Raw genomic sequence first — 25,586 nt, forward strand, 5'->3', positions numbered from 1 at the left:
CGCGACGGTCACCGGGAGGCCGCGCGGCCTCCCGGTGACCGGCTCACCCCTCCCTCACCGGGGCTCTGACTTCGCTCCCTGCACGCCGGGAAGCGGCGCACCCGACGTGAACTTCTTCAGCACGTTCTCGGTGATCCTGGTCATGTCGTTGTCGTAGCCGTTGTTGTAGAAGGCGCCGCTCCACACCATCGAGGCGGCGGAGAAGACCGCGCCGCCGTTCGGGTAGTGGATCAGCGTGACGTCGCCGCGCACCATCGGGTTGGTGTCGCCGCCCTCGAACAGCGAGGAGGTGTTGATCTCCTCGACCACGTGCATGTACTGCTCGCCGAAGGGCTGCGAGGTGCCGAGCACGATCGCGTTGGCCGGGGTGCCGAGCGCGTAGTCCACCCGGTCCACCTCCTCGCCCATCGGGCCGCCCTGGCTCTGCAGGCTCGGCAGGTCGCCGCCGATGCCGTCCTTCTTGGCGACTCCCTCGAAGACCCAGGACCCGGCGTCGGCGTAGCTGGCCGCAGACCGGTCGAAGGGCTTGTTGTAGTTGGCGCTGCCGGTCGGGTGCCCGAAGCCCTGGGCGGCGAAGCCGACGCCGACCAGTTCCTGGGGCGGGGTGCCGCGGAAGCGCCACAGCCCGCCGTACTCGCCGTCGGTGCTGTGGTAGTACTCGCCCGGCGCGGCCTGCCAGGCCTCGGTGCCGTCGTGGCGGCGCAGTTCGCTGTGGTTCCGGTTCCTGTCCAGCGCGGTCACCCAGTAGAAGCCGTTGCCGCCCAGGTACATCAGCCGGCCGCCGTCGCCGAGCCAGCCCTTGATCGACTCGAACTCGGTGGTGGAGATGTACTCGGGGTGGGTGCCGGTGATCACGGTCTGGTAGGGGTCGAGGATCTTGCGGCCCTCGCGGTCGACGTCGTGGTCGGTGATGTAGTCGACGTCGAACTTCCTGGTCTCCAGCCAGTCGAAGATGTGCGTGTCGGCCTCGAAGGCCCACGGGCGGCCCTCGCCGTTCGGGCCGGTGGTCAGCGGGCGCAGGTTGACGATCGGGCGCAGGTGCGTGGAGTAGACGTATCCGCTGCCGTCGGCGTGGTCGGAGTACTGGCTCATGGTGCCGCCGGTCTGGCCGTACGCGAGGTAGGTCAGGGTGGGCACCAGCATGGCGATCTTGGCGGTGGGCTTCTTCGGCCGCACCACGAAGGTCGCGTGGTAGACGCGGCCCGCGGCCTCCAGGCGCGCGGCGTAGACGCCGCTCCTGGCGTTGTCGGGGACCTTCCACGTGAACGACGGCCGCCAGGCGGCGTCGCCGAGGTCGTCCTCGTGGAAGTGCATCGCGCCCCACTGGCCGGGGTCCTGGTTGTAGTTCATGGTCTTGCGGTCCCAGCCGTGGCCGGTCATCGCCCGCACCGGCAGGTTGACCGCCCGGCCCGCCGGGCCCTGGCTCGCGGCGACCTGGTCACCGTCCATGTTCCGGGAGAAGTCCCAGGCGCCCGCGGGCTTGGGCCCGCGCGCCCGCCCGCCCCCGGCGACCGTGTCGATCTCGCGCTGCGACAGGGCGCGGTCGTAGACGGCCGGGGCCTCGATCTTGCCGTTGTAGAAGCCCGACGGGTGCGCGTCGCCCGGCCGGTTCCAGTAGGCCGCCATGAGCAGCGGGTCGGAGGTGTGCGCGAGACGGCCGTCGCCGACCTGCTTGGTGGTGGTCGCCCCCGAGTCGTCCGGCATCTGGGAGACCGGCCGCTGAGTGACGGTCGCCTTGCGGGTCCGCGCGTCGTAGGACGCCGCGACGAAGTACCAGCCGGAGTTGTTCACGTGCATCGGCCGGGGGTTCTTGTTGGGGAAGTACATCTCGGGGCCGCCCATCGCGGGGGCCCACGGCTTGAGCTTCACGCCCGTCGAGACGGTGTCCGCCCCGATGCGCAGCGCGAGCGCGCCCTGTTCGTCGATGAACAGGCCGTATCCCTTACGGTCGGTCTCCGACCACTTGGTGACCAGGCCCTGGGCGCGCGGGGTGCCGACCGGGGTCCGCTTCAGGGCGGTCCGGTTGTACGGGGAGCCGGGGATCGTGGACGGCGCGATCCACGCGGTGATCGTGAAGCCGTCCGACGGCCGCAGCTTGCGGTCGTCCGGCACGCGGACGTACGAGCCGAGCGGCAGCCGCTGGTCCACCCCCTGGTAGGTCTTGGCGGGCTCGATGACCTGCTCCTTGAGCCCGGGGCCTGTCGGGTCGGCGTCGCCGTGGGTGACTCTGACCATGGAGGAGGTGAAGGTCGGCGCCCTGGTGCTGACCATGATCTTGACGGATTCGCCCGGCCGTACGCTGAGCCGGTCGGGGTAGCCGGTCACCCCCAGCGCGTCCAGCGACTGCTGCGGCGGGACGGGCTCGGTGGGCAGCGGCTCGTCGGGGACGTACTCCACGGGCGCGGGGGCCGCCCGTGGCCCGGCGACCGCGTGTGACTGCGACAGTCCTGGCATTGCGGTGACGAGGACGGCCACCGCCAGGACCGTCGTCGTTCTCGGTCTTCTCATCGCGATCTCCCGAGGAGGCCCCGGACTTCGGTCCCCCGGATGAATCGGCGGCGCTGGAAGGCCGTCAGGGCTTGAGTGCTGCGGTGACCTTGCGCTTTTCGTCTCACGGCGACCTCTTGCGTGTTAGCGTTCTGGTGTTCGAACGGGCGGGTGGTGACTGAGCCGGTCCGGGCGGACCTACCGCCGGGCGGGCGGGATGTGAAGCCTGTGGAGGCCACGTGAGACCGGTCGCGTACCTGCGGGTGCGTGTGGGCCATCGCCGGTGAAGCAGGAAGATCCGGCCTGTGAGGGTTGGAATCCCCCGGCATCGGCCGTGGGGAGGATGTCAACCGCGAAAACCTCCTTGCAGGGGGGACGACGCGCCGGAATTCGAGGAGAGACAGAATTGAGGAGACACCGGGGGATGCGGGATCTAGGTTGAGAGTCCGCCGAGTCACAGATGACCGAAAGAGGGATATCGGGCCGGAGCGGTGAGCGGTCCCGCGGCCGCGGCCAACACGCCGCACGGCATCGGCGAACGGTCGAAACCCCGCGATGAGCGGCAAATCCAGTACTTCTTCGGGATATCGGGCGTCAATCCCGACACACCTGGTCAGGGGCCGGAGTCAGGCATGACAAGCCAGGCGGGGGCTGTCAGGGATTGAGCCACGACCAGACGCGCTCCGGGGTCAGGGGCGTCCGGTCGATCAGGTCGGCGATCTCCGGGAGGGCCGCGGCCACCGCGTTGCCGATCGCGGCGGGCGGGCCGATCGTACCCGCCTCGCCGATCCCCTTCATGCCGCCCGGCGTGACCGGCGACGGCGTCTCCATCAGCTCCACCACGATCTCGGGCACCTCGCGGGCGGTCGGCGTCAGATAGCCGGGCGCGGGCCGCCCGTCCGCCGAGTAGACGATCTCCTCGGTCAGCGCCATGCCGATGCCCTGCGCCACCCCGCCGCGCACCTGCCCCTCGGCGATCGCCGGGTTGATCACCACTCCGGCGTCGTTGACCGCCCAGTAGCCCTCGACCTCCACCGCGCCGGTCTCCGGATCCACGGCGACGGCCGCGGCGTGCGCGCCGTACGCGTAGGTGAAGTCGGCGGGATCGTAGGTCACCCGCTCCTCAAGGCCGGGCGGCACGCCGTCGGGCAGGTTCCAGCCGCGCCACGCGGAGACGGCGATCTCGCGGAGCGTCAGGCTCGCCAGCGGGTCGCCCTTCACGCGCACGGCGTCGCCGTCCGGCTCCAGGTCCTCAGGCGCGACTTCGAGCCGGTGCGCGGCGATGGCCACGATCCGCTCGCGCAGCCGCGCGGCGGCCCGGATCAGCGCCGCGCCGCCCAGCGCCGCCGACCGGCTCGCGATCGCCCCGACCGGGGAGTACGGCGTCGCCGCCGTGTCGCCGAGGACCACGCTGACCCGTTCCAGCGGCACGCCCACCCGGTCGGCGGCCACCTGCGCGAGCGCGGTCTCGATGCCCTGGCCGATGCCGACCACCCCGGCCGTCACCACGACCGAGGTGTCCGGTTCCATCCGCACCAGCGCGCTCTCGAAGCCGCCCGACTCCATCCCCATCGCCCGCATGGCCATCGACGGGCCGAGACCGGTGCTCTCCACATGGCAGGAGTAGCCGATCCCGCGTCTCCTGCCGTCGCCGACCGGCGGGGCGAACGCGGTCGCGAGGGCACGCACCCGCCGCAGCGCCTCCGGGTAGTCGCCCGAGTCGTACCGCTGCCACAGCCGAGAAGCGACCGGCAGTTCCTCGGGCCGGATCATGTTCCGCGCGCGCAGCTCCACCGGATCGGTCCCGAGCAGCCGGGCCGCCCGGTCCACCAACCGCTCCCTGGTCCACGTCGCCTCCGGCTGGCCGAACCCGCGGTAGGACCCGGTCGGGGTGGTCGTCGTCACCACGCCGCGCACCCGCGCCGCCGCCCGCTCGAACCGGTACGGACCCGGCAGCATCGTGGCGGTCACCGCGAACGGCGAGATCCCCACATTGGAGGGATGGGCGCCGAGATCGCCGACGATGTCGGTGTACAGGGCGACGAAGCGCCCGTCGCGGTCGAAACCCAGCCGTGCCCGGTGCACCGCCTCGCGTGAGGCCAGCGTGGCGGTCAGCCGTTCGCCCGGGGTCTCCGTCCAGCTCACCGGACGGCCGAGCCGGACCGCGGCCAGGCACACCAGCAGCTCGTCGGGATAGACGTGCTCCTTGGCGCCGAACCCGCCGCCGGTCTCGTGGGCGACCACCCGGACCCGGCCCACGGCCAGCCCCAGCGCCTCGGCCACGTGCTCGCGCACGTGGTGCGGGGCCTGCGTGGAGATCCGGACGGTCAGCTCACCGTCCGCGCAGTCGGCGACGACCGACCTGGGCTCCATCGGAAAGGGCGACACCCGGCCGAACCGGAACGTCGCCTCCACCACGTGGTCGGCCGCCGCGAGGACGGTCTCGCAGTCCTCGTCGCCCATCGTGAAGTCGGTGACCACGTTGCCCGGGTAGGCCGCGTGCAGGCGCGGCGCGTCCGGGTGCAGCGCGTGCTCCACGCCGATCACCGGCGGCAGCCCGGTCAGGGCGGGCTCGACCAGCGCGGCGGCGGCGTGCGCCGCCTCCGGCGTCTCGGCCACCACGACCGCCAGCGGCTGGCCGACGTAGCGGACCGCCTCGGCGAGCGCCGGGTAGGACGTCTCCTCCTGGCCCGGCGCGATCATGACGCACGGCAGCCGGAGCGAGCCCGCCTCGCGGATCGTCATCACGTCGAGGACGCCCTCGGCCGACCTCGCCGCGCGCACGTCGCACCCGGCGAGCCTGCCGTGCGCGATCGGGCTACGGACCACCGCCGCGTGCGCCGCGCCCGGCGGCCCGCCGTGCGCCACGAACCTCGCCCTGCCCGTCAGCAACCGGGCGTCCTCCCGCCGTGCGGCACGCGCCCCCACATAGTCCGCCATGGCTCGATTGTGCGTGAGCGGCCCCCGGCGGCCAAGCGCTTCCGGCCTGACCCGCCCGGTATGGAACGCGATGGAACGGTCTGTCACGCCGTTACGGCGAAGGCATGATCGGATCCACGGGGGGACCTCGAATGCGCAGCCCACGGGGGCTCAGCGTCCCGCTCCGCCTGGAGCGGGACCGGCCGGAACCACTGCAGGACCAGCTCGCGCGGCAACTGCGCCGGGCGATCGACACGGGGCGGCTCGCGCCCGGCGCGCGGATACCGTCCACGCGCGGCCTGGCGGCGATACTCCAGGTGTCGCGGGGAGTCACCCTCGCCGCCTACGAGATCCTCTTCGCGCAGGGCTACATCGACGGGCGGCACGGCTCCGGCACCTACGTCACCATGCCCGGCGGGGACGACCGCGAGGACCCGGCCGTCCACGGACCGCGCGCCACGGGGCGGAGCGACGCGCCGGTGGACATGCGGCCCGGCCGTCCCGCCTCCGAGGCGTTCCCGATCGCGGCCTGGCGCGCGGCGTGGCGGCACGCCGGGCACGCCCCGCCGCCCAGCGAGGAGCCGCCGCCGCCCGGCCTGCCCGAACTGCGGGAGGCGGTCGCGGCGCACCTGCGGGAGACCAGGGGGCTGGTCCTCGGCGAGCACGAGGTGATCATCACCGGGGGGCACGGGCACGCGCTGCTGTCGCTGCTGCACGCGCAGGCCAAGGAGTCGGGGCGGACGGCCGCCGGGCTGGAGGACCCGGCTCCGCCGCGCCTGCGGGCGGCGCTGGGCGGGCACGGCGCGGTGCTGCCGGTCCCCAACGACGGGTCCGGGGCGCGGCCCGACCTGATCCCGGCGGCCTGCGGCACGGTCGTGCTGATGCCGGAGCGCAACGACCCGCTGGGCACGCGCATGCCGACGCGGCGGCGGCACGCCGTGGCCGCGTGGGCGGCCGAGCGTGGGGGCCTGGTCGTCGAACCGGCCTTCGACGGCGTGCTCAACCCCTCGGTCGCGCCGCGCGCCAGCGTGATGGCCCTGGGCGACCCGGCGCACACCGCCATGACCGGCACGTTCTGCGACGTGCTGACCCCGGCCCTGCGGCTGGCGTACGCGGTCGTGCCGCGCCGCCTGGCCGCGGCGGCCGGCGAGGCCGTCGCCGCCGCGCACGCCCAGCCGTCGCTGCCGTGCCAGCGGGCGGTCGCCCACCTGCTGGCCTCCGGCTGCGTCGCGCGCCGCGCCGAGCGGCTGGCCGTGCTGTACGCCCCCAAGCGGGCCCTGGTACGGCAGGCGCTCGACGCCTGCGCCGGCGTCCGGCTGGTCGGCGCGGACACCGGCTCATCGGCCACGCTCCTGCTGCCCGCGTCCGTCCGGGCCGCCGTGATCGTGCGCGCGCTGCGCGAGCGCCACGTGCTGGTCGCCGACCTGAGCGCGTACTACCAGCGCGCCGCCGGGAACGGCATCGTGCTCGGCCACGGCCACCTGCGCGAGGCCGCGCTGCACCGGGCGCTGCGCGTCGTCGCCCGCACGCTCGGCGAGCACGGCCTGGCCCGCGACACCGCCGGGAGGTCCGTGGCCTGAGCCTCACCCCCGGGCGCACGAGCAGGTCATCGCCGCGCGCTCGGCGGGCCGGGGACGGCGGTGCAGGACCATCGCCACCACCATCGGCGTGAAGACCAGCGAGTTGTAGAACAGGTGCAGCTCCACCCGGGGGATCACCAGTTGCAGCACGCTGGTCGGCGCGGCCCTGCCGAACAGGAACATCCCGCTCTGGGCCTGGTAGAGCAGCAGCAGATGCTCGATGTGGTGCCACACCTGGATGCCCAGCGAGATGTTCCACCAGACGCGCGCCCGGCCCGTGAACCCCTTGCGCAGCGCGATCAGCGCGATCAGCATGATCAACGCGTAGCCGTAGTGCATGGCCTCGGAGGTGACCAGCCAGGGGAACCACAGCCCGAGCACGCCGCGTGCCTCGGGCAGCGGCCAGCCGAGCACCCAGATCTGGATCGCCTGGACGATGTGCTCGGCCCAGTGGGCGAGCACGATGAAGAGGAAGACGTCGAGGGCGATGCGGTGGCCTCTGCCGTTGAGCGTGGTGCCGAGGCCTGGCCGCGCCGGTATGGCGGTCATGGTTACCTCCCGTCCGGGTAGTGCGCACAGGTTGTACGTGGCGGGACCCCTTCGCGGATTCACGCGTTCACAAATGTCACCCTGACGGGTCGTGGACCGCTAGCGTGTGGCGATGTCGCGCATCGAAACGCCTTGGGGAGTGTGGGAGGCCGCGCCGCTGAGCGAGGCCGAGAAGCTTTTCGCGGGGCTGCGGGTTCCCTGGTGGGTCGCGGGAGGGCACGCCGTCGAGCTGGCCGTGCGCCAGGCGACCGGGGCCGTCCTCGACTACCGCGAGCACGCGGACCTGGACATCGGCGTGCTGCGCCGCGACCACCTGGCGGTCCGCGAGCTGCTCGCGGACTGGGACTGCCAGGTCGCCGAGCCGCCGGGCACGCTGCGGCCCTGGGTTCGCGGGGAGCCGCTGCCGGACGGCGCGCACGATGTCTGGGTGCGCGAGCACCCCGAGGGTCCGTGGCGGATCCAGGTCATGATCGAGGACTCCGACGGCGACGAGTGGGTCTACCGCCGCGACCCGCGCGTCCGCCGTCCGCTCGGCACGCTCACGATCGCCGACGACGGGCCGCCCCGGCTGTCGCCGGAGGTCCAGCTCCTCTACAAGGCCAAGTGCCCGCGCCCCAAGGACGAGATCGACCTCGCCCGGGTGCTCCCGCTGCTCTCGGTCCTGCAACGGCGCTGGCTGGCGCGGGCGCTGCGCACCGAGCACGGCTCCCACCCCTGGTGCGCGCTGCTGGACTAGGCCGGGGTTGCACGAGAAGTGATGCATCATTTATCGTGTAACCATGCCGGAGCCCAGGAGAGCCGAACTAGGCACGATCAAGGCTCTGGCCAACCCCATCCGGCAACGCATCCTCGAACACCTGCGAGACGGTCCGGCCACGTCCACGACCCTCGCCAGAGCACTCGGCATCACCACCGGTGGCACCAGCTACAACCTGCGGGTGCTGGCCCGGCACGGGCTGGTGGAAGAGGTGCCGGAGCTGGCGCACGGGCGTGAACGCTGGTGGCGGCACGTCCCCGTGGACCTGCGGTTCGAGCCGCGCGACCGGCGTGACAAGGACATGCGCACGGCGCTGGCGGAACTGGAACGCGGCTTCCTGGCCGCCGACCTGGACCTGTTCGATCGCTTCCAGCGGGCGCGCGGCGACATGGGGCCGTGGGGCGACGCCATGCCGTACTCGCGGGGAGAGATCCGCGTGACGCTGGAGGAGCTGGCCCGGTTCTTCGAGGAGTACATCGAACTGATCAAGCGTTACACGCCCGATCCCGACCAGGCGCCGCCCGGCGCCCGGCTCGTACAGACCCGTTTCCTGGCGTTCCCCGACCCGGGGCCGCCGGAAGACGAACCCGAGGAGTGATCCGGGCCCGATGAGACACGGGGCCGCCGAGCGGCAACTCGGCGACCCCGTCAGGCGAAAGCCGCATCACCTCGCCGCGAGGCGAGTCCTTACGTGAATCGACCCTCAACCAGAAAGGAGAGCACTCCGTGCTGTCCTTACGCAAATCAACGATCGTCGCGGTACTGCTGGTCGCGCTCACCGCGCTCTCGGCGCTCTGGGTGCCGCCCGCCACCGCCTCTACCGCCTCCACCGCCGGTCAGGTGACCCGGACGCCGGTGACCCTCCAGAACGGCGACGTGAGCCTGCGCGGCATGATCTACGCGCCGTCCGGCGGCGGCCCGCCGCGACCGGCCATCGTCATGGTGCCCGGCGCGGGCCCACGCCGGTTGGAAGGTCTCGCCGACCAGGCCGAGGCGTTCGCCCGGCAGGGCGTCACCGCGTTGGTGTACGACAAGCGCACCACCGGCTACAGCCAGACGAACAGGTCCTTCTCCGACCTCGCGGACGACGCCCTCGCCGGGATCGGGGTCCTGCGCGGGCAGCCCGACGTCGATCCCGGCCGAGTGGGCGTCTGGGGCTTCAGCGAGGGCGGCTGGGTGGCCCCGCTGGCCGCGTCCAGGTCGGCGCAGGTCGCGTTCCTCATCACGGTCGGGGCCGGCGCGTACACCCCCGAGCGGGTGCAGGTGTGGAGCAACGCCAACTACCTCGCCCACGCGGGCGTCAGCGGGCCCCGGATCCGGCCGCTGGCCGTCAACCTCACCCGGGTGATGGTCGCCGCCGGGATGTTCGGCGCGTCCGGCCACGAGCCGGTGCCGGTCCTGCGTAAGATCCGCCAGCCCGTCCTGGGGCTGTGGGGCGAGCACGAGCGCAGCGTCCCGCCCGCTGACGGCATGCGGGTGTTCGCCGAGACCCTGCGCGCCGCCGGCAACGACCGGTACACCCTCAAGGTCGTACCCGGCGCCGACCACTCGCTGGAGGGCAGCGACGACGGCTTCTCCACGGACTCGCGGCTCGTCGCCGGGTATGTGGAAACGGTCGTCTCCTGGATCGACGGCCTGGGCTCCCGGGGAGCGCGGACCACGACCGCCTCCGCCGATCCACCGCCGGCCCAGGAGGTCGCCGCCGACCCGGTGCCGCCGCTGGCCTGGTGGGAGTCGCTGCCCGTGCAGCTCGGCGCGCTGATCCTGCTCCTGGTCGCCTTCGCGGCCTATCCGGCCGCCGCGACCCTCCGGCGTCGCGGCTCCCGGGGCGGCCCGGCCCGGCGCTGGCCCGCGCTGCTCTCCCTCACTGGGACCCTCGCCGTCTTGGGGGCCGTGCTCTACCACGGCTACCTGCTGGCGACGGCGGCGGGCGCGCCCGGGCCCGTGCTGCTCGGACGGCCAGTGGTGTGGCTGATCCTGCAGGTCATGGTGCTGTGCGCGGCGGGGACGGCGGTCGGCACGGCCCTGACCCTGGGGCGGACCAGGCGTACCGCCCGTTTCACCCTGGCCGGGGGCATCCTGCTGATCCCCTGGGCGCTCTACTGGGGCCTGCTCGTCCCATGATCCCCGGCTTTCTCGTGGCCGGTCACGGGGGCCGGTCACGGGAGGTACGGGTCTCATCCTGGGCGGTCGCTCAGCCGGGCCAGGCGGCGCAGGGCCAGGCGGAAGAACGCCTCGCCGAGCGGCCTGGCCAGCTCCCAGCCGAGACGTCCGGCGGCCCCGAACGGCGGGCGCAACCGCTCCTCCCACACGATCGTGCTGCCGCCCGTCCGCCGCGCGACGATCTGGAACGTCCCCGTGCCGCGTACCAGCCATCCGGTATGTCGGACGGTGACCTGATTAGGAGGATCCCATCCGGTGATCTCCATGGTGTCCACGAATCCCAGCGGCCCCAGCCCGGTGAACGCCGCCAGGTGGCTCCCCGGGCTGCGACCGTCACCGGAGGTGACCTCCGCCCTGGTCAGCGGCATCCACTCGCGATGTCGCGGCCAGTCGGTGAGCACCCCGAACACCCGCTCAGGCCTGGCCCGCGAGTCCACCGACACCCGCACGCGCGTCTCATCCGTCACCGCGCCCGCCCTCCTCCGGCCGTGCCGCCAGACAACCGGGGGCGCGCCCGGAGACCGGCCAGACGTACGGCAGGTCGTCCGGCTCGTCGCCGAACACGGGGCGGTAGTGGCTCGGATCCTTGCGGAGCAGGGCCGAACGATGGCTCAGGTGGAAGGCGGGGTCGCCGAGCCAGGGCGGCAGCTCACCGGCGGCGGCGAGGCCGTCCTGGTCGCGCACCTCGGTGATCGCGCACGACGTGGCGAGCTCCCTGATCATGGTGCCCGCGCAGGTGTCGGCCCGCTCCATGGCGAGCCACCTCTCGCAGACGTCGAGGCCGTACCGCACCAGCGCCTCCTCATAGCCGGCCCACATGGCGACGACGGGGTGGTGCCGCCAGCCGTACCCGGGCACCGTCAGCGCCCGGAACACCTGCAACGCCTCCACCCGCTGCTTGCCCAGCCGCAACGGATCGAGCACGCCCGCCGAATCCCGGAACCCCGCGTACGGCAAGAACGTCTGCATCGGCCCCCTCCCCCGAACATCCCCGACCACCCCACCCCACAATCCCGTCTCACCAAGGAATGTCGGTGCCATCCCTCATGATCATCACACCCGAGTCCGATACCCGTTCGAGGAGCGCCATGGCCGAGATCATCAGGGTCCTGACCACCGGCAAGATCGGCAAATACCTGGAGGGAGTCGTGGACGTCGAGGACGACGGCACCGTCCACGGCCTCGACGCACGAGGAGAGCGGTGGGCCGACATCGCCGACAACGCGATGGCCCTGGAGGGCCTCTCCTTCGACGACGCCCTCATCAGGTACGAACTGTGGGACGGCACGCCGACCACGCCCCAATGGGACGAAAGCCTCTCCGGCCGCCTGCACCTGGCCACCGGGAAGGTCGCCGCACTCAGTTGCTACGGAGGTGAGTGCGACCTCCAAGAGGAGTTCGACCTGGGCCGTCCTGACCACGAATGGCATGTCAGGATCCACCGCAGGCTGCTCGCCTTCGAGGAGTTCACGCCGAGGATCATCGGCACGGCGCTGTTCAAGTTCCAGTTCTGGTCCGCGGCGCCGGATTCCCGCGAAGCGGGCGCGTGACCCGGTGACGGTCTCCCGCCTTGAATCGGAGACCGTCACCAGGCCGGGTCACCGGAAGAAGCCGTTCACGACCAGCGGCAGGCTCGCGTCGAGGCCCGCCACGTTCAGCACTCCGGCGTCCCGGGGGTCGCCGATCGTGTGGCCGGCCGCCGTCATGGCCGCGACGACGACGCGCGCGTCCGGATTGACCGCCGCGCGGTAAGCGTCGAGCGCCTGCGCGGGGTGCGAATCCCCCGCCCAGGTCTCGTTGTCGGTGAGGACCACGACACCGTCCGCCTCGAACCCCTTGCGCCGCGCCCAGTCGAACGGCAGCGCCAGGTTCGTGCCGCCGCCCGAGGGCCGCCACGAGACGATCTCCCGCAGGTTCGTCCGCCGCGTCACCCTCGACCTGTGCACGGCGGTGTCCACGTCGATGACGTGCGCGCCGCCCCGCTCCAGACGGCAGAGCATGACCGCCATCGCGTTCGCCACCTCGTACGGGGTGCCGATCCGCGACCCGCCGACGATGACGGGTTGGTATTGCATCGACCCCGAGGAGTCCACCGCGACCAGCAGCCGCTTGCCCGTCGGCTCGACACCGCCGAACGACAGTTCGTAGGTCTCCTCCAGCGCGTCGAGGATCGCCGGGACCGGCTCCCAGCGGTGCTCCTTGGCGCGTGCGTCCGGCCTGCTGTGCCCCGAGGCGTAGACGCGCATGGCCAGCCAGGCGTCCATCGGATGGATCCGGGCCCGCAGCAGCGCCCCGGCGTCCGTGAGCCGCGCCACGGCACGGCGGGTGGCGCCGGACCGCGGCCCGAGCGTGCCGATGCGGGTCATCCGTGCGAGGTTCCGCAGCAGCGCGGTCATGCCCACGGTGCCCACCAGGGCGTCCCACACCACCGGCTCACGCAGCATCGCGTCCGGAAGGAACTCCCACGGCACACCCGCCTCGGTGACGACCCGCACGGCCTGCTCGGCCGTGGTGACCGCCTTGGCGGTGAGGAACCGGTCGATCGCCGGCAACTCATCACGGGCCTCGTCGTCGCTCACGTTCCCGGCGATCCACCCGAACAGCGTCGCGCGCTCCTTCGAGTCGGCGACCGGGTGGGCGATGCGCAGCACGTCGCGCATTGAGAACGACTCCCCCTGCGGCGTCCTGCGCTGCGCGGCCTTGCACGCCCGGAACGCCACGTCGTCAGGGGTGCCCTGGAGCAGCCACGACCCGAGCGCGGTGCGCAGCGACCGCCCGGCGACCGGCGCGACGCCACGCGAGGTCGGCTTGCCGCCCTGGTTCTTGTAGTGGCCGAAGAACTGCGCCAGGTGGTCGGTCGTCCGCGCCACCTTGGTCAGCGCCGCCGTGGCCGCCTGGCGGGTGTCCGCGTCGCCGCGCGCGTAGCAGGCGGCCAGCGCGAACAGCGCCGGGCGGTTCTTCGGCGCGCGGGGCGGCCGGGCGGTGGAGATCTCGGTGAGCATCGCGACGACCCGGGGACCGTCCTGCGCGATCGCCTCGAACAGCACGGCCACGTTCTCCGCGGTCAGCCGGTCCTCGCCCACGTAGTAGGTGCCGCCCGTGGTGCCGAGGATCAGGAAGTCCTCCACGCGGGTCCACAGGTCCTTGGCGAAGACATGGCCGCCCCCGGAATTGCGCACCTGGTCGCTGCGCCCCGGCATGCGCCGGTTCTGCGGGGTGGTGAACGCCGACACGGCGGCGAGGGGATCGCGTGCCATGGTGAAAGCTCCTTCGACTCTGGACGGAGCGGATATGGGAGTGTCCACCGGACGTGAGCCAGAAGCGCTACCTGACTGCGCCACCGCCCGGCGCCACTGCCTGGGCGGGCAGGATTCGAACCTGCGACCCTCTGATCAGATGACCGATCGACTTCGACCCGCTCCTCGCGCTCATCGCCTCCGCAGGTGGCACGGATATGGCTGCACCGACCGGGTATTGCCCTTGACCTCTGGGCGACAGACCGCGAACGGCCCGGCAGGATTCGAACCTGCGTAACTCAATCGGTCAGATAACCGATCGGATTCGACCCGTGCCACCAACGGAAACGATGAGCCTTCTCATTTGTTCTGCATATCCGCAGGACTCATGAACTACTCCATACGGTACCGATCATCGGGACGCGCCACATCACAATTTTTCGGTGAACAGGGCGCATGGAGCGGCCCCCCGGACTACCCAAGCCGGGGGGCCTGTGATGTGCCGCCACGTGAGCGCCGGCGGCGTTTAAGAGGACAGGTCAGTTATTACGATGTGCGCTCTACCATTGGGCCACCGCCGCAGGTGGAGCGGCGGGCCGGATTCGAACCGGCATCTCAACATTCATGGCCCGTCCTCGGTCGATCCGGCGCTCGACGGCGATGCTGAATCTGGAGCGAGAATCTGAACTTGAACGGCTGCCTCTGCCTGTTGGGCTACCCGGACCGGGGTGTCCGGAGGAGGACTCGAACCTCCGCTCGGGCCGTGATCAGCCTCAGCCTCAGCCTCAGCCTGCGCTCCTCGCGCACCCTCGCACTCGGGCGAGGGGGTCTGGGGGCGGGTCAGGCGAGCAGGTAGGCGAAGACCCTCTCGCCGATCCGCTGCTCGACGACCTCGGTGCCGTTGGCCTCCTCACGGGCGTACTTCACGGCGTCCTGCAGCTTCTGCACGCGGGCCAGCAGTTCGTTGACCCGGCGCTGCGGCAGCGCTCCGGAGAACGCGACCTTCGTCCAGTAGCCGACGACGATGTCCTCGTTGTAGACCTGCACCTGCGCCGGGTGCTTCTCCGTCGCCTCGGCCAGCACGTGGTTGCGCGGGACCTTCTTGGTGCGGGTGGTCTTCACCGGCTCGGTACGCCAGGAGTCGGTGTGCTCGTCCTGCGCCCAGGTCTCCGCCGGATCGAGGGTCGGCAGCTTGGAGATGAACGTGTGCACGTCCGTGAGCTGCTTTTCCAGGAACAGCAGATAGGTGACCGGCACGTCGGCGAGCAGCACCGTGCCGTCGACGGTCACGTCCGCCCGCGCCGAACAGTTCGCCCAGTCCTTCGTCGCCGTGACGTCGAACAGCCGGGTCAGGGCCTGCCCAACGCCCTTCAGCACGGCGTCGGTCTGCACCTGCACACGGGTCGACTCCGGCGGTAGCTGCTCGCCCTCATCGTCGATCGGCTGGTAGGTCCGGGAAATGCCCGACAGCAGCGGCGCCTTCTGTATCTGGTGATACGCGTCGGTCACCTTTCGCTGGACGTCGGACTTCACGCCCTTCTCCACTGCGAGGATCTGGTTGAGCTTCGTCACGGATAAGACCATAAATGGTCTTGGGACGCCTCACATCTGATTATTCGTCAACGCAACCAGCGCATGGCCGCGTCGGCGCAGTCCTCCGGAGAGCGGTTGAAGGCGATGGCGGCGTCGGGCGCGTGCCGTCGCACCAGGTTGACCGCCTTCTCGAAGAGTTCGAGCAGCGGCTCCTCCTTGCGAATCCCGCCCCCGATCACCACGCAGGCGTACTTCCCGCCGGTCAGCGCCGCCGCGATCGCCCCTTCGGGATCGGCGTCGGGCTCCACCAGGCACCAGTCCGACTCGACACCGTAATCGTCGAACCGTGCCTTACCCCGCGCTATCGCCGTCTGGACCGGCTCCGGATCCCAGCCTTCGAGTTTGGCGGGATCGAGGCCGACCACGAGTACTCGTGCCACTGTCACCCGCCTACGCTATCCCGATCCCGGTCAGCGGAAGCCGATCCAGACATTGGTGAGGGCGTGGCACCCCAGGGAGGCGCCGCTGATCGACGAGGGTTCACCGCCCGGCGAACGCCGCACACCGGTGACCGGCTTCAGGTACGGCTGAGCGGCGGTGACACACGTGGCGCCCACCCAGTATTCACTGTCACCCGACGCGCACTGGGCGTATGCCGTATTGGTCTCCGTGACGCTGTAGTACGAACAGCCGGAGACGCCCGCCTGGGTGGGTGCGGCGGCCGTACCGACGAGACCCGCGCCGAAAATCACGCCTGCGGCGACAATTCGTTTGACCAGCATTTCCGCACCCTTCGGAGATTTCGATTTCGCGAAGATTAGCATCGCGCCGCTGGGCCGAAAGAAGGAACCGGGGTCGCCCCCGAGAGCTAGGGGTCATCCCCTTTGCCGCACAGGTGACCAGAAAATGAGCAGAGAACGCGATGTCGAATGGGCACCGCCGGCGTCCACGGTCTCCTCGACGGCAACGGCGCCGGAAACGTCTACACCCTCGCGCCGAACTTCGAAGGCGATCAGAACTGGAGTCCGAAGTACTAGCCGATCGGCCTGATCGGCCCTGATCGGCCCTGATCGGCATGGCCGTGCCCGGTATCGCGCACGGCCCAGAAGGCGGCGATCAGGGCGGGAAGGACGGCCCCCGCCTTACGGCGACGCCGGGCGTCAGAGCCGCGCCGCGCCGATCCTCTTCAGCCACTGGTCGCAGTTCAGGCACGCTCCCCGAGCCTGCCACTTCGACTTGTCGTAGTTCCAGGTCACCGCGTGGAAGTGCAGTACGCCCTTCGGGATCTCCGACATCTTCGCAATGGTGCCGCTGTTCAGGAACGCGTTCAGCGCGTCGACCTCTCCGCACGCGGTGACCTCCCACTCCTCCGCCTTGTGCACACCCTTCAGGACCTCTTTCACGACCGGATGCTGCTTGGCGGCGATGGAATAGCCTCCGCTGGTCCCCCACCAGGTCTTGCCCGTCCCGGAGTGCGCGATCACGGCGATCACCGTCCCGACCTTGTCGCCCGGCCCGGTGCTGTACTTCCCGACCAGACGCCGCGACTCCACCAGCGCGTTCCCGGCGAGCGACCGCTTCTCCTCCTTCACCTTCTCCTTTTCCAGCACGGCCACCTTGTCGGCCACGTACCCCATGAAGGATTCCCATTCACGCGTCAGATACTGGGTTTCCACCCACGAGATGAACGCCTCCCGCCCCTCGGCTTCGCTCTTGTCGTGCTCACGCACGTGGGCGGCCAGGATCGATAACCGCTTGGCGATGCTCTCGAAGGGGTCCCGCGTCAAAGCCCGGTCGGGCAGGGTCTTGATGTACTCGTGAAGGTGGGTCCTGGCGTACCCGGCCCAGGTCTGGAAGTCCTTCTCGGGCACCTGGTCGGCGAGGGTGGGTTTGATCGGCTGCTCGCTCATGGGGGTCCTCTCCCGTCGGTCTGAGCCGCGACACGGCTGCGCCGGCCTACCCCCGATCGGCGTGTGGCGCCGACATGGCCGCCGCGAACGGCGACCTGCCTCCCCTTGAGTGTCGGGGCTCGCGATGAACGACCGATTGCCGCCCGATTGGCGGTTCAGGATCATCCGCCCCATGGGTCAGGGCGTCCGGGAAGGAACGCCCCGGCCGCCCTGAGTTCGCGGACGATCTGCACGAAGGCGAGAACGACGGGATCGGTGGTGTCCCGCCGCCAGACGAGGCGCTGGTCGGCGAACGGGACCGGCTCGGTGAAGGGTCGATACACCACACCGCCGTAGGGCCGGGACGCGGCGGAGGCCGCGACCGTGATCCCGATCGCCGCGCCGGCGAAGACCAGCGGCAACAGCAGATCCAGGCTGGAGATCTCCTGGTGGATCGCCACCACTGCCCCATGGTCCCGCAGGTGGCCGACGATGTGGTCGTACAGCCAGGGGTTGAGGTCCCGCTCGTGCACGATGATCGGCTGGTGGGAGAGCCGCACCGGATCGACGGCGGCCTCGGCGGCGAGGGGATGGGCGGCGGCCAGGGCGAGAACGAAGGGCTCGCGGACCACCAGCAGCGAGTCCAGGCTCGATCCGGCCTCGAAGTTCCAGCAGAAGCCGATGTCCAGGCAGCGGTCGTCGAGCGCGGCGAGCTGGTCGATGGTGGTCATCGGGCACGGCGCCGGCCGTACGTCGGGCAGGCGGGCACGCAGCGCGGGGATGGCGAGCTGGAACAGTCGGAGGCCGAGGTCCGCGGCGTGACCGATGCGAAGCTCACCCGCCGGGCCGACCGCGGCGCGGCGGCCGACGTCGAGCGCGTAGCGTGCGGCGGTCACCGCCCGGCGGGCCTCGGGCAGGAACGCCTCGCCCACCGCGGTCAGGGTCACCCGGCGGCTGGTGCGAGTGAACAGCGGGGCGCCGATCTCATTCTCCAGCCTGCGGATCTGCTCGCTGACCGACTGCTGGGCGACGTGCATCCGGGCCGCGGCCCTGCCGAAGTGCAGTTCCTCGGCGACCGCGATGACGTACTCAAGCTGGCGAAGATCCACCCTTTCATGATCCCAGTGGATTGACAGAATTGGACACGATCAACAGGCACAGCCTGTCGGACATACGCGGATCCCTAGTTGATCACGCCCTTCTCCTGAGCTGTCATAAGTCAACGGCCCCGTACCACCGGTCGAAACACTTGATCGGCCCGTGCCCAGACAGAACCGCCGGGTTGAGGTTTCGGATTTCCCCCCGGGCCGCCGGGGCCGTTCCGCAACGCCTTCGATCGGAGGACTCATGAACCGGCTCCGAACATCCGCCACCGCCGCCGCGGCGATCATCATCTCCCTGGTGGGCATCACATCCACCGGGACGGCGAACGCCGCCTCGGCCCCCCTCTCCCAACCTGGGAGCGGAACCGAGGTCTCAACGAAGTACCCCGGCTGCGAGGTGTCCTACGAGGACCCCCAGGTGGTGAACGGCAAGGTGCGCTTCACCGGCACCGCTCGATGCGCGGAATCCGCCCCGGCTACCGTGGACTGGCTGGTCATCTGGCTCACGCCGCGGAACGACGCACCCTACGAGGAGTGGTTCGGTGACGAGGCGGGCTCCAAGAAGTCCCACTCCGCGAGCAGTACGGTGCCATGCGTCAGCGGCACCTACCAGGGCAGCATCTTCGCCTCGCTGTACGGGGACGAGGGCGGCGAGCATGTATGGGTGGACCGCGAGGTGACCATCACCTGCTAACCGGCCCCACTCGGCCACCGATGCGACCGGTTCGCTCCCGCACGATGCGACCGTTCGCCTGAACGCTCACCTTCACTCCGTTCTGGGCCGGACACCAGAACGGGCCGAGAGGCAACCTGTCATACGAACATGGCGGCTGGGCATCGGCCCCGACCGGAACTGGAACCCGTTCACGCCGGGCGAGCACCCCTTTCAGCGGCACGCTGACCCCGTCGGCGACGGCGAGGCCGACTTCGCACGCATCCCCTCGAACGGCCAGATCACCGCGTGGCTCCACTTGCCGCCTCGGCCCATCGCGATGATGGGATCGACGAACGCGGCCCCCGACCGCACGTGGGCGGCGGCCACCCTAGCCACGGCCGGGTGAGCAGCGGTCCGGCGATGCACCCGCCGCGCTCGCATCGGTGCTCGTCCGAGGAAGCCGCAGGATGAAACACGCGCCAGGTTGGGCGTCGGTCACACACAGGGTGCCGTTGCGGCCGGTGGCGATGGCCTTGGCGATGGCCAGCCCCAGGCCGGCTCCTCCCACTTCCCTGTTCCGCGCGTTGTCCAGGCGGGTGAAACGTTCGAAGACCCTGTCTCTGTCCTCTTCCGGGATGCCCGGCCCGTCATCGGCGACCTCCAGCACGACTTGGCCATGGCCCGCGCTGAGCCGCACGGTGATCTGAGTCCGGGCGTGCCGTTCGGCGTTGTCCAGCAGGTTGGTGATCAGCCGTTCCAGTTGGACGGTGTTGCCGTGGACGACCGCCGGAACCAGCCGGGTGCTGACCATGGCCCGGCGCGCACTCTGCCTGGCGACCAGCGCCGACAGGTCGATCGGTACATGCCTGGTGGGCTCCTCCGCGTCCGCGCGGGCCAGCAGGAGGAGATCGGCCGCCAGGCGCTCCAGCCGTCCGGCGTCGTGCAACGCCTCCCTGATGGCGGCGCGCCAGTCGGGCCGGCCGGGGTCGTTGAGGGCGAACTCCAGTTCGGTGCGCAGCGCCGCGAGCGGGCTGCGCAGTTCGTGCGACGCGTCGGCGACGAAGCTGCGCTGCTGTCGCAGGGCCCGATCCAGGCGTTCGAGGGTCGAATTCATCGTGACGGCCAGGCGGCCGATCTCATCGCGGGTGGCGGGTTCGGGGACCCGCCGGGTCAGGTCGCGGCTGGTGATGTCGGCGACGGTCGCCCGGATCCTCTCCACCGGCCGCAGCGCCCGCCCGATCGCCGCCCACAGCACCGCCACCACGAGTGCCGACAACACGAAGATCGTCAGAACCACTGCCGCGCCGAGAAGGACCAGTTCCCGCTGGATCTCGTCCAGTGGGGCGATGACCGTGACCGCTTCCCCGCGCGTGGTGACGGTGGTGCGGGACAGGACGTTTCCTGTGGCGGTGGAAATCGGCTCGCCGGGACGGCTGATGCGCACCCGGTCGGTGATCCTGAGCGAGCTGCCGAACTCGAGCTGGTCGGCGACGTTGTCGGCCAGCAGTTGCGCCTGCGTCGCCGTCCCCGACAGCAACGTCGCCCGCACCGTGGCCAGCAGCATCACGGCCGCGGCGACCTTCGCGCTGCCCTGTCCCGGCGACGAGGGTTGGGGGCCGGACGGTGCGGAGGAGTCGGCCCAGAGGCTGCCACGGATCAACCGCTACATGAGCGAGCTGCGGGGCAACGCCTGAATCACCGGCCCAAAGGCGGGCCTGGTCCTACCCACAGGACTCAGCTGGCTACACCGGTGAGGTGTGCTTGCGGGTGGGCGGTACTGGGTTCGAACCAGTGACCCCTCGCTTGTAAGGTAATTCGAACATATGAGCTATACATGTGACGGGGGCCTCTGGCCTTCCACCCATCGGGCGCTACCGTCCACCAACGTCCACGGTCATCCGTGGCGGTTGTCACGCAGTTGGTCACTCATCTCCGGTCGGGCCTCAGCGCATGCCGTCCGGGTTAACAAGGTGCTCCGCACGCCTCTCTTGATCGCGCTTCGCGCGTAGAACGGCTGTAACATCCCGAATCCCAGGTGTTGCAGCAGTCCTTCGGCGCGAAGCGCCATTGCGCGGAACGCGCCAGACAGACGCGCGAAGCTCCCCGTTGCCCGTGTCCCCATCTCGCCGTCGGGGACACCCGGGGACATCGGATAGCGCCGAGCGTCCCCCACGATCAGACAGATTTTCGCAGGTAGATACAGGTTCGGGGACAGCGGGGACGCCGGGGACACCTTCCTTGCAGGCGCCCTCGTCAGAGAAGGCGGCTCGTGAACCCTGCGGCGATGAGCCCCCTATAGGCGGCATCGACCTGGTCCGGATACGGCTGCTCGATGGCAAAGCCCCTTGCGGCGTACTCGGTGATCCGCTGAGTGTCACCAACCAACATATTGATCACCCGATCCACGTCTCCGATGCTCGCCACGTAGTCATCCAGCGAGAGCGGCAGCGAAGCGCACAAAACTTCCAGCTCGGGCCAGACCTTCCTACAGGTGGCGTAGGCACGCCGCTGCTGGTACGGCCGGGAGATGAGAATGGCGGACGTCACGGCGATCCCCTGCTCAGCGAGAAGATCCCGGGTGTATGAGAAGTTCTCCCCCGTGTTGGTCGCGCGTGGCTCCACGAGGACGGCGCCCACGGGGACACCCAGCTCAACAGCGCGCTCCTTGTAGTGGACCGCTTCGCCCCGTGGAAACCGGCTGACGGTGGTAGGTGCGTTGGCCCCTGTGAAGACGATTCGCGGGAACATCCCCTGCCGGTAGAGGTCGGCCGCGCACGTCGCCACTCCGAGATCATGACTTCCCAAGCCGATGCCCACATCTGACGGACGGAGCGTGTGGTGCATGTCGTGGTAGTCCCACAAAGTCTCGACATCAGCGCGGAGACTTTCGGGCACGTGAACCTTGGTGGTCATGACCTCTACCTGTCCCCTCAGTCGGGAATCTTGAACGTGTAGGTCCACGAGAACCGGGATGCTGCATGGACTCCCCGGGCGACTTCTACCAGTCGGCCGTCTCGGGTGAAGGTGTGCCGCAAGAGGATCATGACCGGTTCGCCCGCCGGTAGTTGAAGGGTCTCAGCCTCGTCCGGCGTAGGCATGCGGGCATGAACGGTCTCCGTCATGCTGTCCGGCTCCAGCCCCTGAAGCGTGAGGACGGCAAAGCCTCCGCCTCGCCCGGCGGGACCGGGTGTGGGATCGACAAGCGGCGTGCCCGCGACATCTTCTGGGCGGTAGTAGCTCGTCAAGGTGTGCGTGGGTGAATCCCCCTCCTTGACCAGCCGTCCCCGCTCGTAGACCTGAGCACCTTCGGCCAGACCGAACGCTGCGGCAACTTCTGCGTCCGCATCCATCAAACGAACCGTTTGAGTCTGGTCGGTCGCTTTCCATGCCCGTCCGGATGCTTCACGGTCGGCCGCGAACGCGACGAGGCCGCCGAACTTCCACTTGCTCTTGGCGTAGCGCTCAACACCGAGCCGCTTCATGGGAGGGCGCTCGCGAACGACAGTGCCTCTCCGGCGCACTGGGGTAACCAGTCCCTCAGCTTCGAGGAGCCGTACGGCCTGGCGGACGGTCTTGATGTTGACGCCGTGCTGCGCGGCGATCTCTTCCTGCTTCGGCAGCGTCTCTCCCGCCGGATAGTCCCCTTGCAGGATGCCAGTGCGAAGGACTTCGGCCAGCTCACGGTAGCCGACTGTCATGTCCCCTCCTCAACTTGAGTGCCACCCATTAAGGGTAGCGGTATCCCTTTCACAACCCCAGACTGAAGCAATAGAGCTGGCTCTATTGACACTCGCCGAGGCCGCCAGTCTTAATAGAGCTACCTCTAATGAGGTGCGTACCTGGCACAGCCGGAAGCCCTGGAAGGCGGCGCAAGCCGCGCGCCAGGCGGGCCGTCGCGCTGGCTACTGGACAACTGCATGGGCTACCGCCTCCCCCGAAAAAGGCGGCCCGCGTCGGCACCGGTCCGGCGCAACGAGCGTGCTCTGATCCTCCACACCACATGCCCCGGGGACGGCCCTCATCCGCCAAGACAACGGGCCGCCCCCGGGTCCTCCCATCTCAGAGAGGTGATCTCATCATGACCGATGAACCTGTAACCGGTCTGCCCTTGTTCGGCGGACGTGAGCTGTCCGCCCTGCTGAGTGAGCTGCTCAGGTCGGAACCTGCGTGCAACCCGGTCGATGCCGTTACCTTCACCGGCCCCGACGCCGACGAGTCCGGCGCGGCGCGGCGAGCTCGCGAGAACGCGGCCAGGGTCACCTGTATCGGATGCCCGGCGCGATCGGCGTGCATGGACTACGCGCTCACGATGCAGCCGGACGACGGGGTGTGGGCGGGCTACACCGCCGACGAGATCCGCGGGATGGCTGGGGTTCTCAGTAAGTTCGGCCTGCTGGACCTGGCGGAGGTGGCCTAATGACGGCTTCCGCCGTGGTTTCGGTGCTGGTCTGCCTGCTGGTGTTCCTCGCTGGGTTCATCGCGTGCGACCTGGTGCGCTTCGGTCAGGAGCGCTACCGGCTCTACCGGATCACCCGCGCCCTGATCCGGATGGGCGACGCTGCCGAGATGGTCTGCAAGGAGTGGGCCGAAGACCCGGCGAACTGGTGCAACCGTCCCGGTTGCCCGCGCTGCTGGGGAGGGTGGGTCCGCTCATGAGCCGTATCCGCGCCCGGTTCTGGGATCCGGCCGGTACCCGGCACGGCATCCCTACCTACCCGTGGCAGATGGCCCCGCCGCACCTGCTCACCCGCCGCCAGCTCACCGCGCGCGGGTTGCGGCCCGGCGGGCAGGGCGTACAGGCCCAGATCCTTTGGCGCTCGCGCCGACACGGCGCGCCCGGTGTGCGGGCCGCCTACTTGTACGACGTGCGGTTCGCCCTCCCCAAACGGACGCCGAGCCCGGCGCAGCTCGCCGCGCTGGCCAAGGCGAACGCCGCCCGCCGTACCTGCCCTGACTGCCGCCGTGACGTCGGCTATGTGCTGCCGCGCCACCTGGGAACGTGCCTGGACTGCGGACAGGAGCGTGCCGCATGAGTGCCCTCACGTCCCTTCCGGCTCCTGACCCGGACCCCGACGACGTCGCGCGTGGGCTGGCCGATTTGGAACGGCATCTCGCCGGGCAGGCCCCGCCCGTCCCGCCGTCTGCCGTCAAGCCCACGCCCAGCGCTGCGGAATCCAAGCGTGTCCGGCGGCTACGTGCCGAAGTAGCCGAAGCACACGCATTGGCCGACCTGCTCGGCGATGACACGCCGTTGGTGCTGGACTCGGTGAAGGTCCGCAAGCGACGTAAGGCGGCCCAGCAGGCGGCCCGGTTGCACACTCTGGCCCGTGATCCGCAGATGCGCGCTTTTCAGGCCGCGCGGATGCGCCGCGTGCTGGTCAGCGCCGCATTGACCTCGCTCACGCTGGCGCTGGCGTGGTCCACCGCTGGTGTGCAGCGCTTCGCCTCCGAGGGTGCGTCCGTCTGGTCGCCGGGGTGGTTGTTCGCCTGGCTGGTCGAGCCGTTCCTGTCGCTGGCCCTGCTCGTGGTCGTCGGTGCCCGCGCCTACATGGGCACCCGTGGCCAGCCCATCCGTAACAAGACGCTGGCGCGGATCGAGGGGTTGTTCCTGGCGCTCACGCTCGGCATGAACGCCTGGCCCTATCTGCCGTGGTCCATCCCGGACGGTGCGGCGTTCAGCCTGTCGGCTCTGGTGCTGCATCTGCTCGGGCCGGTCGTGGCGGTGGCCATCGTGACCGCGCTGCCCATCATTCTGGCCGCGTTCGCCGCCCTGGACCACGACGAGCACGACGACGCTGGCGCGTCCGACGCAACCAGTGGTACCCCTACCGCCGCCGCGTACAGGCACAACGCGACCGCGACCGAGGCGCTTACCGCCCGCGCCCGGCACCTGATCGCCACCGGCGAGCTTCCCGCCGACGCCGGTGCCGACAAGATTCGCCGCGCCCTGGGGTGCGGCATGGACAGCGCCCGCGCCGTACGTGACGCGCTGCGCGCCCAGGCCGTTTAGGAGGCCGCCGTGTTCGTCTTCGCCCTTGCCTGCCTCATCACGCTGGGTTGCGTGACCCTGGTGGTCGGCACGTTCGTCCGGATGCTGCTCACCAGCCCGCACCCGCGCGTCCCCGCCAACACCGGCACCAGCACCGGCACCGCCCTGCGTCCCTGCCCGAACCCCTCACCAGACTGCGCACGGCCCGCCCGTGAACGCTGCGATAGGTGTGGAGCATGACCGGCCGCATACCGGCCCGGCCCCGGGTCCGGACCCGCCGCCCCGCCGCCGGCCGAATCGGCGGGGGTGGCGCGCTCGCCACCGTCGTCATCGTGGCGACGCTGGCCGGGTGGGGTCACACCCTCCCGAACCTGCCGCCGCCGGTCGTGCTGGCCGCCGGGTTCTTGATGGGCGTCGGCGCCTCGCTGGCCGTCTCGCTCGGCGCGGTGCGGCTGTCGCGCCGTCTGGGCGTCCGGATCACCCGGAAGGGACGCCGATGAACCCCCGCACCCGTTCGCGCGCGCTGGTGCGCGTCCGCCGCGCCGTACAGGTCGCCCTGGCCGCGCTCATGCTCGCCATGGTCCTGCTCGGCCACGTCGCACTGCTGACCCTGGGCGCTCTTGACGCGCTGGTCGCCGCCGCGATCGGTACCCGCCGTATCGGCCGGATCGCCTGGGAACTGGCCACCGTGATCCGTACCACCTACCTCAAGGAGACGCGCCGATG

General features: G+C 70.4%; 28 protein-coding genes. 14 read left to right on the top strand and 14 right to left on the bottom strand.

The features are described 5' to 3' along the window. Positions 1 to 54: 54 nt before the first annotated feature. Positions 55 to 2,508, bottom strand: coding sequence for a N,N-dimethylformamidase beta subunit family domain-containing protein (locus P3X83_RS36660; RefSeq protein WP_277309965.1), 2,454 nt, complete (start codon positions 2,506 to 2,508; stop codon positions 55 to 57). Positions 2,509 to 3,141: 633 nt separating this feature from the next. Next, positions 3,142 to 5,427, bottom strand: coding sequence for a xanthine dehydrogenase family protein molybdopterin-binding subunit (locus P3X83_RS36665; RefSeq protein ID WP_277309966.1), 2,286 nt, complete (start codon positions 5,425 to 5,427; stop codon positions 3,142 to 3,144). Between the two features lie 131 nt (positions 5,428 to 5,558). Here P3X83_RS36665 and P3X83_RS36670 point away from each other — a divergent pair, with 131 nt between their 5' ends. Further along, positions 5,559 to 6,986 (top strand): PLP-dependent aminotransferase family protein, encoded by a 1,428-nt coding sequence (locus P3X83_RS36670; protein WP_277309967.1) that lies wholly within the window; start codon positions 5,559 to 5,561, stop codon positions 6,984 to 6,986. A gap of 3 nt (positions 6,987 to 6,989) precedes the next feature. On the opposite strand, the gene P3X83_RS36675 is transcribed toward P3X83_RS36670, so the two are convergent. Beyond that, complete coding sequence (locus P3X83_RS36675; protein ID WP_277309968.1) at positions 6,990 to 7,535, bottom strand: hypothetical protein; 546 nt, start codon at positions 7,533 to 7,535, stop codon at positions 6,990 to 6,992. 112 nt (positions 7,536 to 7,647) lie between these two features. Here P3X83_RS36675 and P3X83_RS36680 point away from each other — a divergent pair, with 112 nt between their 5' ends. From P3X83_RS36680 to P3X83_RS36690, 3 genes are all read left to right on the top strand, one after another. Further along, positions 7,648 to 8,271, top strand: a complete 624-nt coding sequence (locus tag P3X83_RS36680) for an amino acid transporter (protein WP_277309969.1) — start codon at positions 7,648 to 7,650, stop codon at positions 8,269 to 8,271. 43 nt (positions 8,272 to 8,314) lie between these two features. After that, complete coding sequence (locus P3X83_RS36685; RefSeq protein WP_277309970.1) at positions 8,315 to 8,890, top strand: helix-turn-helix domain-containing protein; 576 nt, start codon at positions 8,315 to 8,317, stop codon at positions 8,888 to 8,890. 128 nt (positions 8,891 to 9,018) lie between these two features. Continuing rightward, positions 9,019 to 10,416, top strand: a complete 1,398-nt coding sequence (locus P3X83_RS36690; protein WP_277309971.1) for a CocE/NonD family hydrolase — start codon at positions 9,019 to 9,021, stop codon at positions 10,414 to 10,416. Positions 10,417 to 10,469: 53 nt separating this feature from the next. Here the strand turns inward: P3X83_RS36690 and P3X83_RS36695 are convergent, their stop codons facing one another. Together P3X83_RS36695 and P3X83_RS36700 are read right to left on the bottom strand one after the other, a co-directional pair. Beyond that, complete coding sequence (locus P3X83_RS36695; RefSeq protein ID WP_277309972.1) at positions 10,470 to 10,922, bottom strand: SRPBCC family protein; 453 nt, start codon at positions 10,920 to 10,922, stop codon at positions 10,470 to 10,472. Continuing rightward, positions 10,912 to 11,424 carry an MSMEG_6728 family protein gene (locus P3X83_RS36700; RefSeq protein ID WP_277309973.1) on the bottom strand — a complete coding sequence of 171 codons (513 nt, stop codon included), beginning with the start codon at positions 11,422 to 11,424 and terminating at the stop codon, positions 10,912 to 10,914. The genes P3X83_RS36695 and P3X83_RS36700 overlap by 11 nt, the downstream gene beginning before the upstream one ends. Before the next feature lie 119 nt (positions 11,425 to 11,543). Here P3X83_RS36700 and P3X83_RS36705 point away from each other — a divergent pair, with 119 nt between their 5' ends. After that, positions 11,544 to 12,005, top strand: a complete 462-nt coding sequence (locus P3X83_RS36705) for a hypothetical protein (protein ID WP_277309974.1) — start codon at positions 11,544 to 11,546, stop codon at positions 12,003 to 12,005. A gap of 48 nt (positions 12,006 to 12,053) precedes the next feature. Here the strand turns inward: P3X83_RS36705 and P3X83_RS36710 are convergent, their stop codons facing one another. From P3X83_RS36710 to P3X83_RS36735, 6 genes are all read right to left on the bottom strand, one after another. Next, positions 12,054 to 13,712: a TROVE domain-containing protein gene (locus P3X83_RS36710; protein ID WP_277309975.1), complete on the bottom strand. Its 1,659-nt coding sequence runs from the start codon at positions 13,710 to 13,712 to the stop codon at positions 12,054 to 12,056. 819 nt (positions 13,713 to 14,531) lie between these two features. Continuing rightward, entirely contained in the window at positions 14,532 to 15,263 is a 732-nt protein-coding gene (locus P3X83_RS36715; protein WP_277309976.1) for a hypothetical protein, read from the bottom strand. A 47-nt stretch (positions 15,264 to 15,310) separates the two neighbouring features. Then, positions 15,311 to 15,670, bottom strand: a complete 360-nt coding sequence (locus tag P3X83_RS36720; protein WP_277309977.1) for a hypothetical protein — start codon at positions 15,668 to 15,670, stop codon at positions 15,311 to 15,313. A gap of 24 nt (positions 15,671 to 15,694) precedes the next feature. Further along, the gene (locus P3X83_RS36725) at positions 15,695 to 16,006 is read right to left on the bottom strand and encodes a hypothetical protein (protein ID WP_277309978.1); all 312 of its coding nucleotides are present in this window, start codon (positions 16,004 to 16,006) and stop codon (positions 15,695 to 15,697) included. Positions 16,007 to 16,384: 378 nt separating this feature from the next. Then, positions 16,385 to 17,134, bottom strand: coding sequence for a hypothetical protein (locus P3X83_RS36730; protein WP_277309979.1), 750 nt, complete (start codon positions 17,132 to 17,134; stop codon positions 16,385 to 16,387). 161 nt (positions 17,135 to 17,295) lie between these two features. Then, entirely contained in the window at positions 17,296 to 18,222 is a 927-nt protein-coding gene (locus P3X83_RS36735) for a LysR substrate-binding domain-containing protein (RefSeq protein WP_277309980.1), read from the bottom strand. Between the two features lie 238 nt (positions 18,223 to 18,460). Between P3X83_RS36735 and P3X83_RS36740 the strand changes: the two genes are divergently transcribed. Then, the gene (locus P3X83_RS36740) at positions 18,461 to 18,910 is read left to right on the top strand and encodes a hypothetical protein (RefSeq protein WP_277309981.1); all 450 of its coding nucleotides are present in this window, start codon (positions 18,461 to 18,463) and stop codon (positions 18,908 to 18,910) included. Positions 18,911 to 19,259: 349 nt separating this feature from the next. Here the strand turns inward: P3X83_RS36740 and P3X83_RS36745 are convergent, their stop codons facing one another. Continuing rightward, entirely contained in the window at positions 19,260 to 20,435 is a 1,176-nt protein-coding gene (locus tag P3X83_RS36745; protein WP_277309982.1) for a HAMP domain-containing sensor histidine kinase, read from the bottom strand. Here P3X83_RS36745 and P3X83_RS36750 point away from each other — a divergent pair. Further along, positions 20,422 to 20,565 (top strand): hypothetical protein, encoded by a 144-nt coding sequence (locus tag P3X83_RS36750; RefSeq protein WP_277309983.1) that lies wholly within the window; start codon positions 20,422 to 20,424, stop codon positions 20,563 to 20,565. The genes P3X83_RS36745 and P3X83_RS36750 overlap by 14 nt on opposite strands. Before the next feature lie 559 nt (positions 20,566 to 21,124). Here P3X83_RS36750 and P3X83_RS36755 read toward each other — a convergent pair. Further along, a complete protein-coding gene (locus P3X83_RS36755) occupies positions 21,125 to 21,784 on the bottom strand; it encodes a YdcF family protein (RefSeq protein ID WP_277309984.1) in 660 nt (219 codons plus the stop codon). 17 nt (positions 21,785 to 21,801) lie between these two features. Beyond that, entirely contained in the window at positions 21,802 to 22,569 is a 768-nt protein-coding gene (locus tag P3X83_RS36760) for a GntR family transcriptional regulator (protein ID WP_277309985.1), read from the bottom strand. A gap of 380 nt (positions 22,570 to 22,949) precedes the next feature. Here P3X83_RS36760 and P3X83_RS36765 point away from each other — a divergent pair, with 380 nt between their 5' ends. From P3X83_RS36765 to P3X83_RS36795, 7 genes are all read left to right on the top strand, one after another. Continuing rightward, on the top strand, positions 22,950 to 23,288 hold the full coding sequence (locus P3X83_RS36765; protein ID WP_277309986.1) for a WhiB family transcriptional regulator: 339 nt from the start codon (positions 22,950 to 22,952) through the stop codon (positions 23,286 to 23,288). Next, positions 23,288 to 23,527 (top strand): hypothetical protein, encoded by a 240-nt coding sequence (locus P3X83_RS36770; RefSeq protein WP_277309987.1) that lies wholly within the window; start codon positions 23,288 to 23,290, stop codon positions 23,525 to 23,527. The genes P3X83_RS36765 and P3X83_RS36770 overlap by 1 nt, the downstream gene beginning before the upstream one ends. Beyond that, positions 23,524 to 23,904 (top strand): RRQRL motif-containing zinc-binding protein, encoded by a 381-nt coding sequence (locus P3X83_RS36775; protein WP_277309988.1) that lies wholly within the window; start codon positions 23,524 to 23,526, stop codon positions 23,902 to 23,904. Before P3X83_RS36770 ends, P3X83_RS36775 begins: the two co-directional genes overlap by 4 nt. Next, the gene (locus P3X83_RS36780) at positions 23,901 to 24,881 is read left to right on the top strand and encodes a hypothetical protein (protein ID WP_277309989.1); all 981 of its coding nucleotides are present in this window, start codon (positions 23,901 to 23,903) and stop codon (positions 24,879 to 24,881) included. The genes P3X83_RS36775 and P3X83_RS36780 overlap by 4 nt, the downstream gene beginning before the upstream one ends. Before the next feature lie 9 nt (positions 24,882 to 24,890). Beyond that, entirely contained in the window at positions 24,891 to 25,100 is a 210-nt protein-coding gene (locus P3X83_RS36785) for a hypothetical protein (protein ID WP_277309990.1), read from the top strand. Continuing rightward, positions 25,097 to 25,360 carry a hypothetical protein gene (locus P3X83_RS36790; RefSeq protein WP_277309991.1) on the top strand — a complete coding sequence of 88 codons (264 nt, stop codon included), beginning with the start codon at positions 25,097 to 25,099 and terminating at the stop codon, positions 25,358 to 25,360. Before P3X83_RS36785 ends, P3X83_RS36790 begins: the two co-directional genes overlap by 4 nt. Further along, the coding region (locus P3X83_RS36795; protein WP_277309992.1) for a hypothetical protein at positions 25,357 to 25,586 on the top strand (230 nt) is incomplete at its 3' end. The genes P3X83_RS36790 and P3X83_RS36795, both read left to right, overlap by 4 nt.

The sequence above is a fragment of the Spongiactinospora sp. TRM90649 genome (assembly GCF_029382225.1).
Taxonomy (GTDB): Bacteria; Actinomycetota; Actinomycetes; order Streptosporangiales; family Streptosporangiaceae; genus Spongiactinospora.

Bases quoted from the DNA above. Each gene is read 5' to 3' on its own strand.
- P3X83_RS36660 (WP_277309965.1), bottom strand. From the start codon at position 2,508: ATGAGAAGACCGAGAACGACGACGGTCCTGGCGGTGGCCGTCCTCGTC.
- P3X83_RS36665 (WP_277309966.1), bottom strand. From the start codon at position 5,427: ATGGCGGACTATGTGGGGGCGCGTGCCGCACGGCGGGAGGACGCCCGG.
- P3X83_RS36670 (WP_277309967.1), top strand. From the start codon at position 5,559: ATGCGCAGCCCACGGGGGCTCAGCGTCCCGCTCCGCCTGGAGCGGGAC.
- P3X83_RS36675 (WP_277309968.1), bottom strand. From the start codon at position 7,535: ATGACCGCCATACCGGCGCGGCCAGGCCTCGGCACCACGCTCAACGGC.
- P3X83_RS36680 (WP_277309969.1), top strand. From the start codon at position 7,648: ATGTCGCGCATCGAAACGCCTTGGGGAGTGTGGGAGGCCGCGCCGCTG.
- P3X83_RS36685 (WP_277309970.1), top strand. From the start codon at position 8,315: ATGCCGGAGCCCAGGAGAGCCGAACTAGGCACGATCAAGGCTCTGGCC.
- P3X83_RS36700 (WP_277309973.1), bottom strand. From the start codon at position 11,424: ATGCAGACGTTCTTGCCGTACGCGGGGTTCCGGGATTCGGCGGGCGTG.
- P3X83_RS36705 (WP_277309974.1), top strand. From the start codon at position 11,544: ATGGCCGAGATCATCAGGGTCCTGACCACCGGCAAGATCGGCAAATAC.
- P3X83_RS36710 (WP_277309975.1), bottom strand. From the start codon at position 13,712: ATGGCACGCGATCCCCTCGCCGCCGTGTCGGCGTTCACCACCCCGCAG.
- P3X83_RS36725 (WP_277309978.1), bottom strand. From the start codon at position 16,006: ATGCTGGTCAAACGAATTGTCGCCGCAGGCGTGATTTTCGGCGCGGGT.
- P3X83_RS36730 (WP_277309979.1), bottom strand. From the start codon at position 17,134: ATGAGCGAGCAGCCGATCAAACCCACCCTCGCCGACCAGGTGCCCGAG.
- P3X83_RS36740 (WP_277309981.1), top strand. From the start codon at position 18,461: ATGAACCGGCTCCGAACATCCGCCACCGCCGCCGCGGCGATCATCATC.
- P3X83_RS36745 (WP_277309982.1), bottom strand. From the start codon at position 20,435: ATGCTGCTGGCCACGGTGCGGGCGACGTTGCTGTCGGGGACGGCGACG.
- P3X83_RS36755 (WP_277309984.1), bottom strand. From the start codon at position 21,784: ATGACCACCAAGGTTCACGTGCCCGAAAGTCTCCGCGCTGATGTCGAG.
- P3X83_RS36760 (WP_277309985.1), bottom strand. From the start codon at position 22,569: ATGACAGTCGGCTACCGTGAGCTGGCCGAAGTCCTTCGCACTGGCATC.
- P3X83_RS36765 (WP_277309986.1), top strand. From the start codon at position 22,950: ATGACCGATGAACCTGTAACCGGTCTGCCCTTGTTCGGCGGACGTGAG.
- P3X83_RS36770 (WP_277309987.1), top strand. From the start codon at position 23,288: ATGACGGCTTCCGCCGTGGTTTCGGTGCTGGTCTGCCTGCTGGTGTTC.
- P3X83_RS36775 (WP_277309988.1), top strand. From the start codon at position 23,524: ATGAGCCGTATCCGCGCCCGGTTCTGGGATCCGGCCGGTACCCGGCAC.
- P3X83_RS36780 (WP_277309989.1), top strand. From the start codon at position 23,901: ATGAGTGCCCTCACGTCCCTTCCGGCTCCTGACCCGGACCCCGACGAC.
- P3X83_RS36790 (WP_277309991.1), top strand. From the start codon at position 25,097: ATGACCGGCCGCATACCGGCCCGGCCCCGGGTCCGGACCCGCCGCCCC.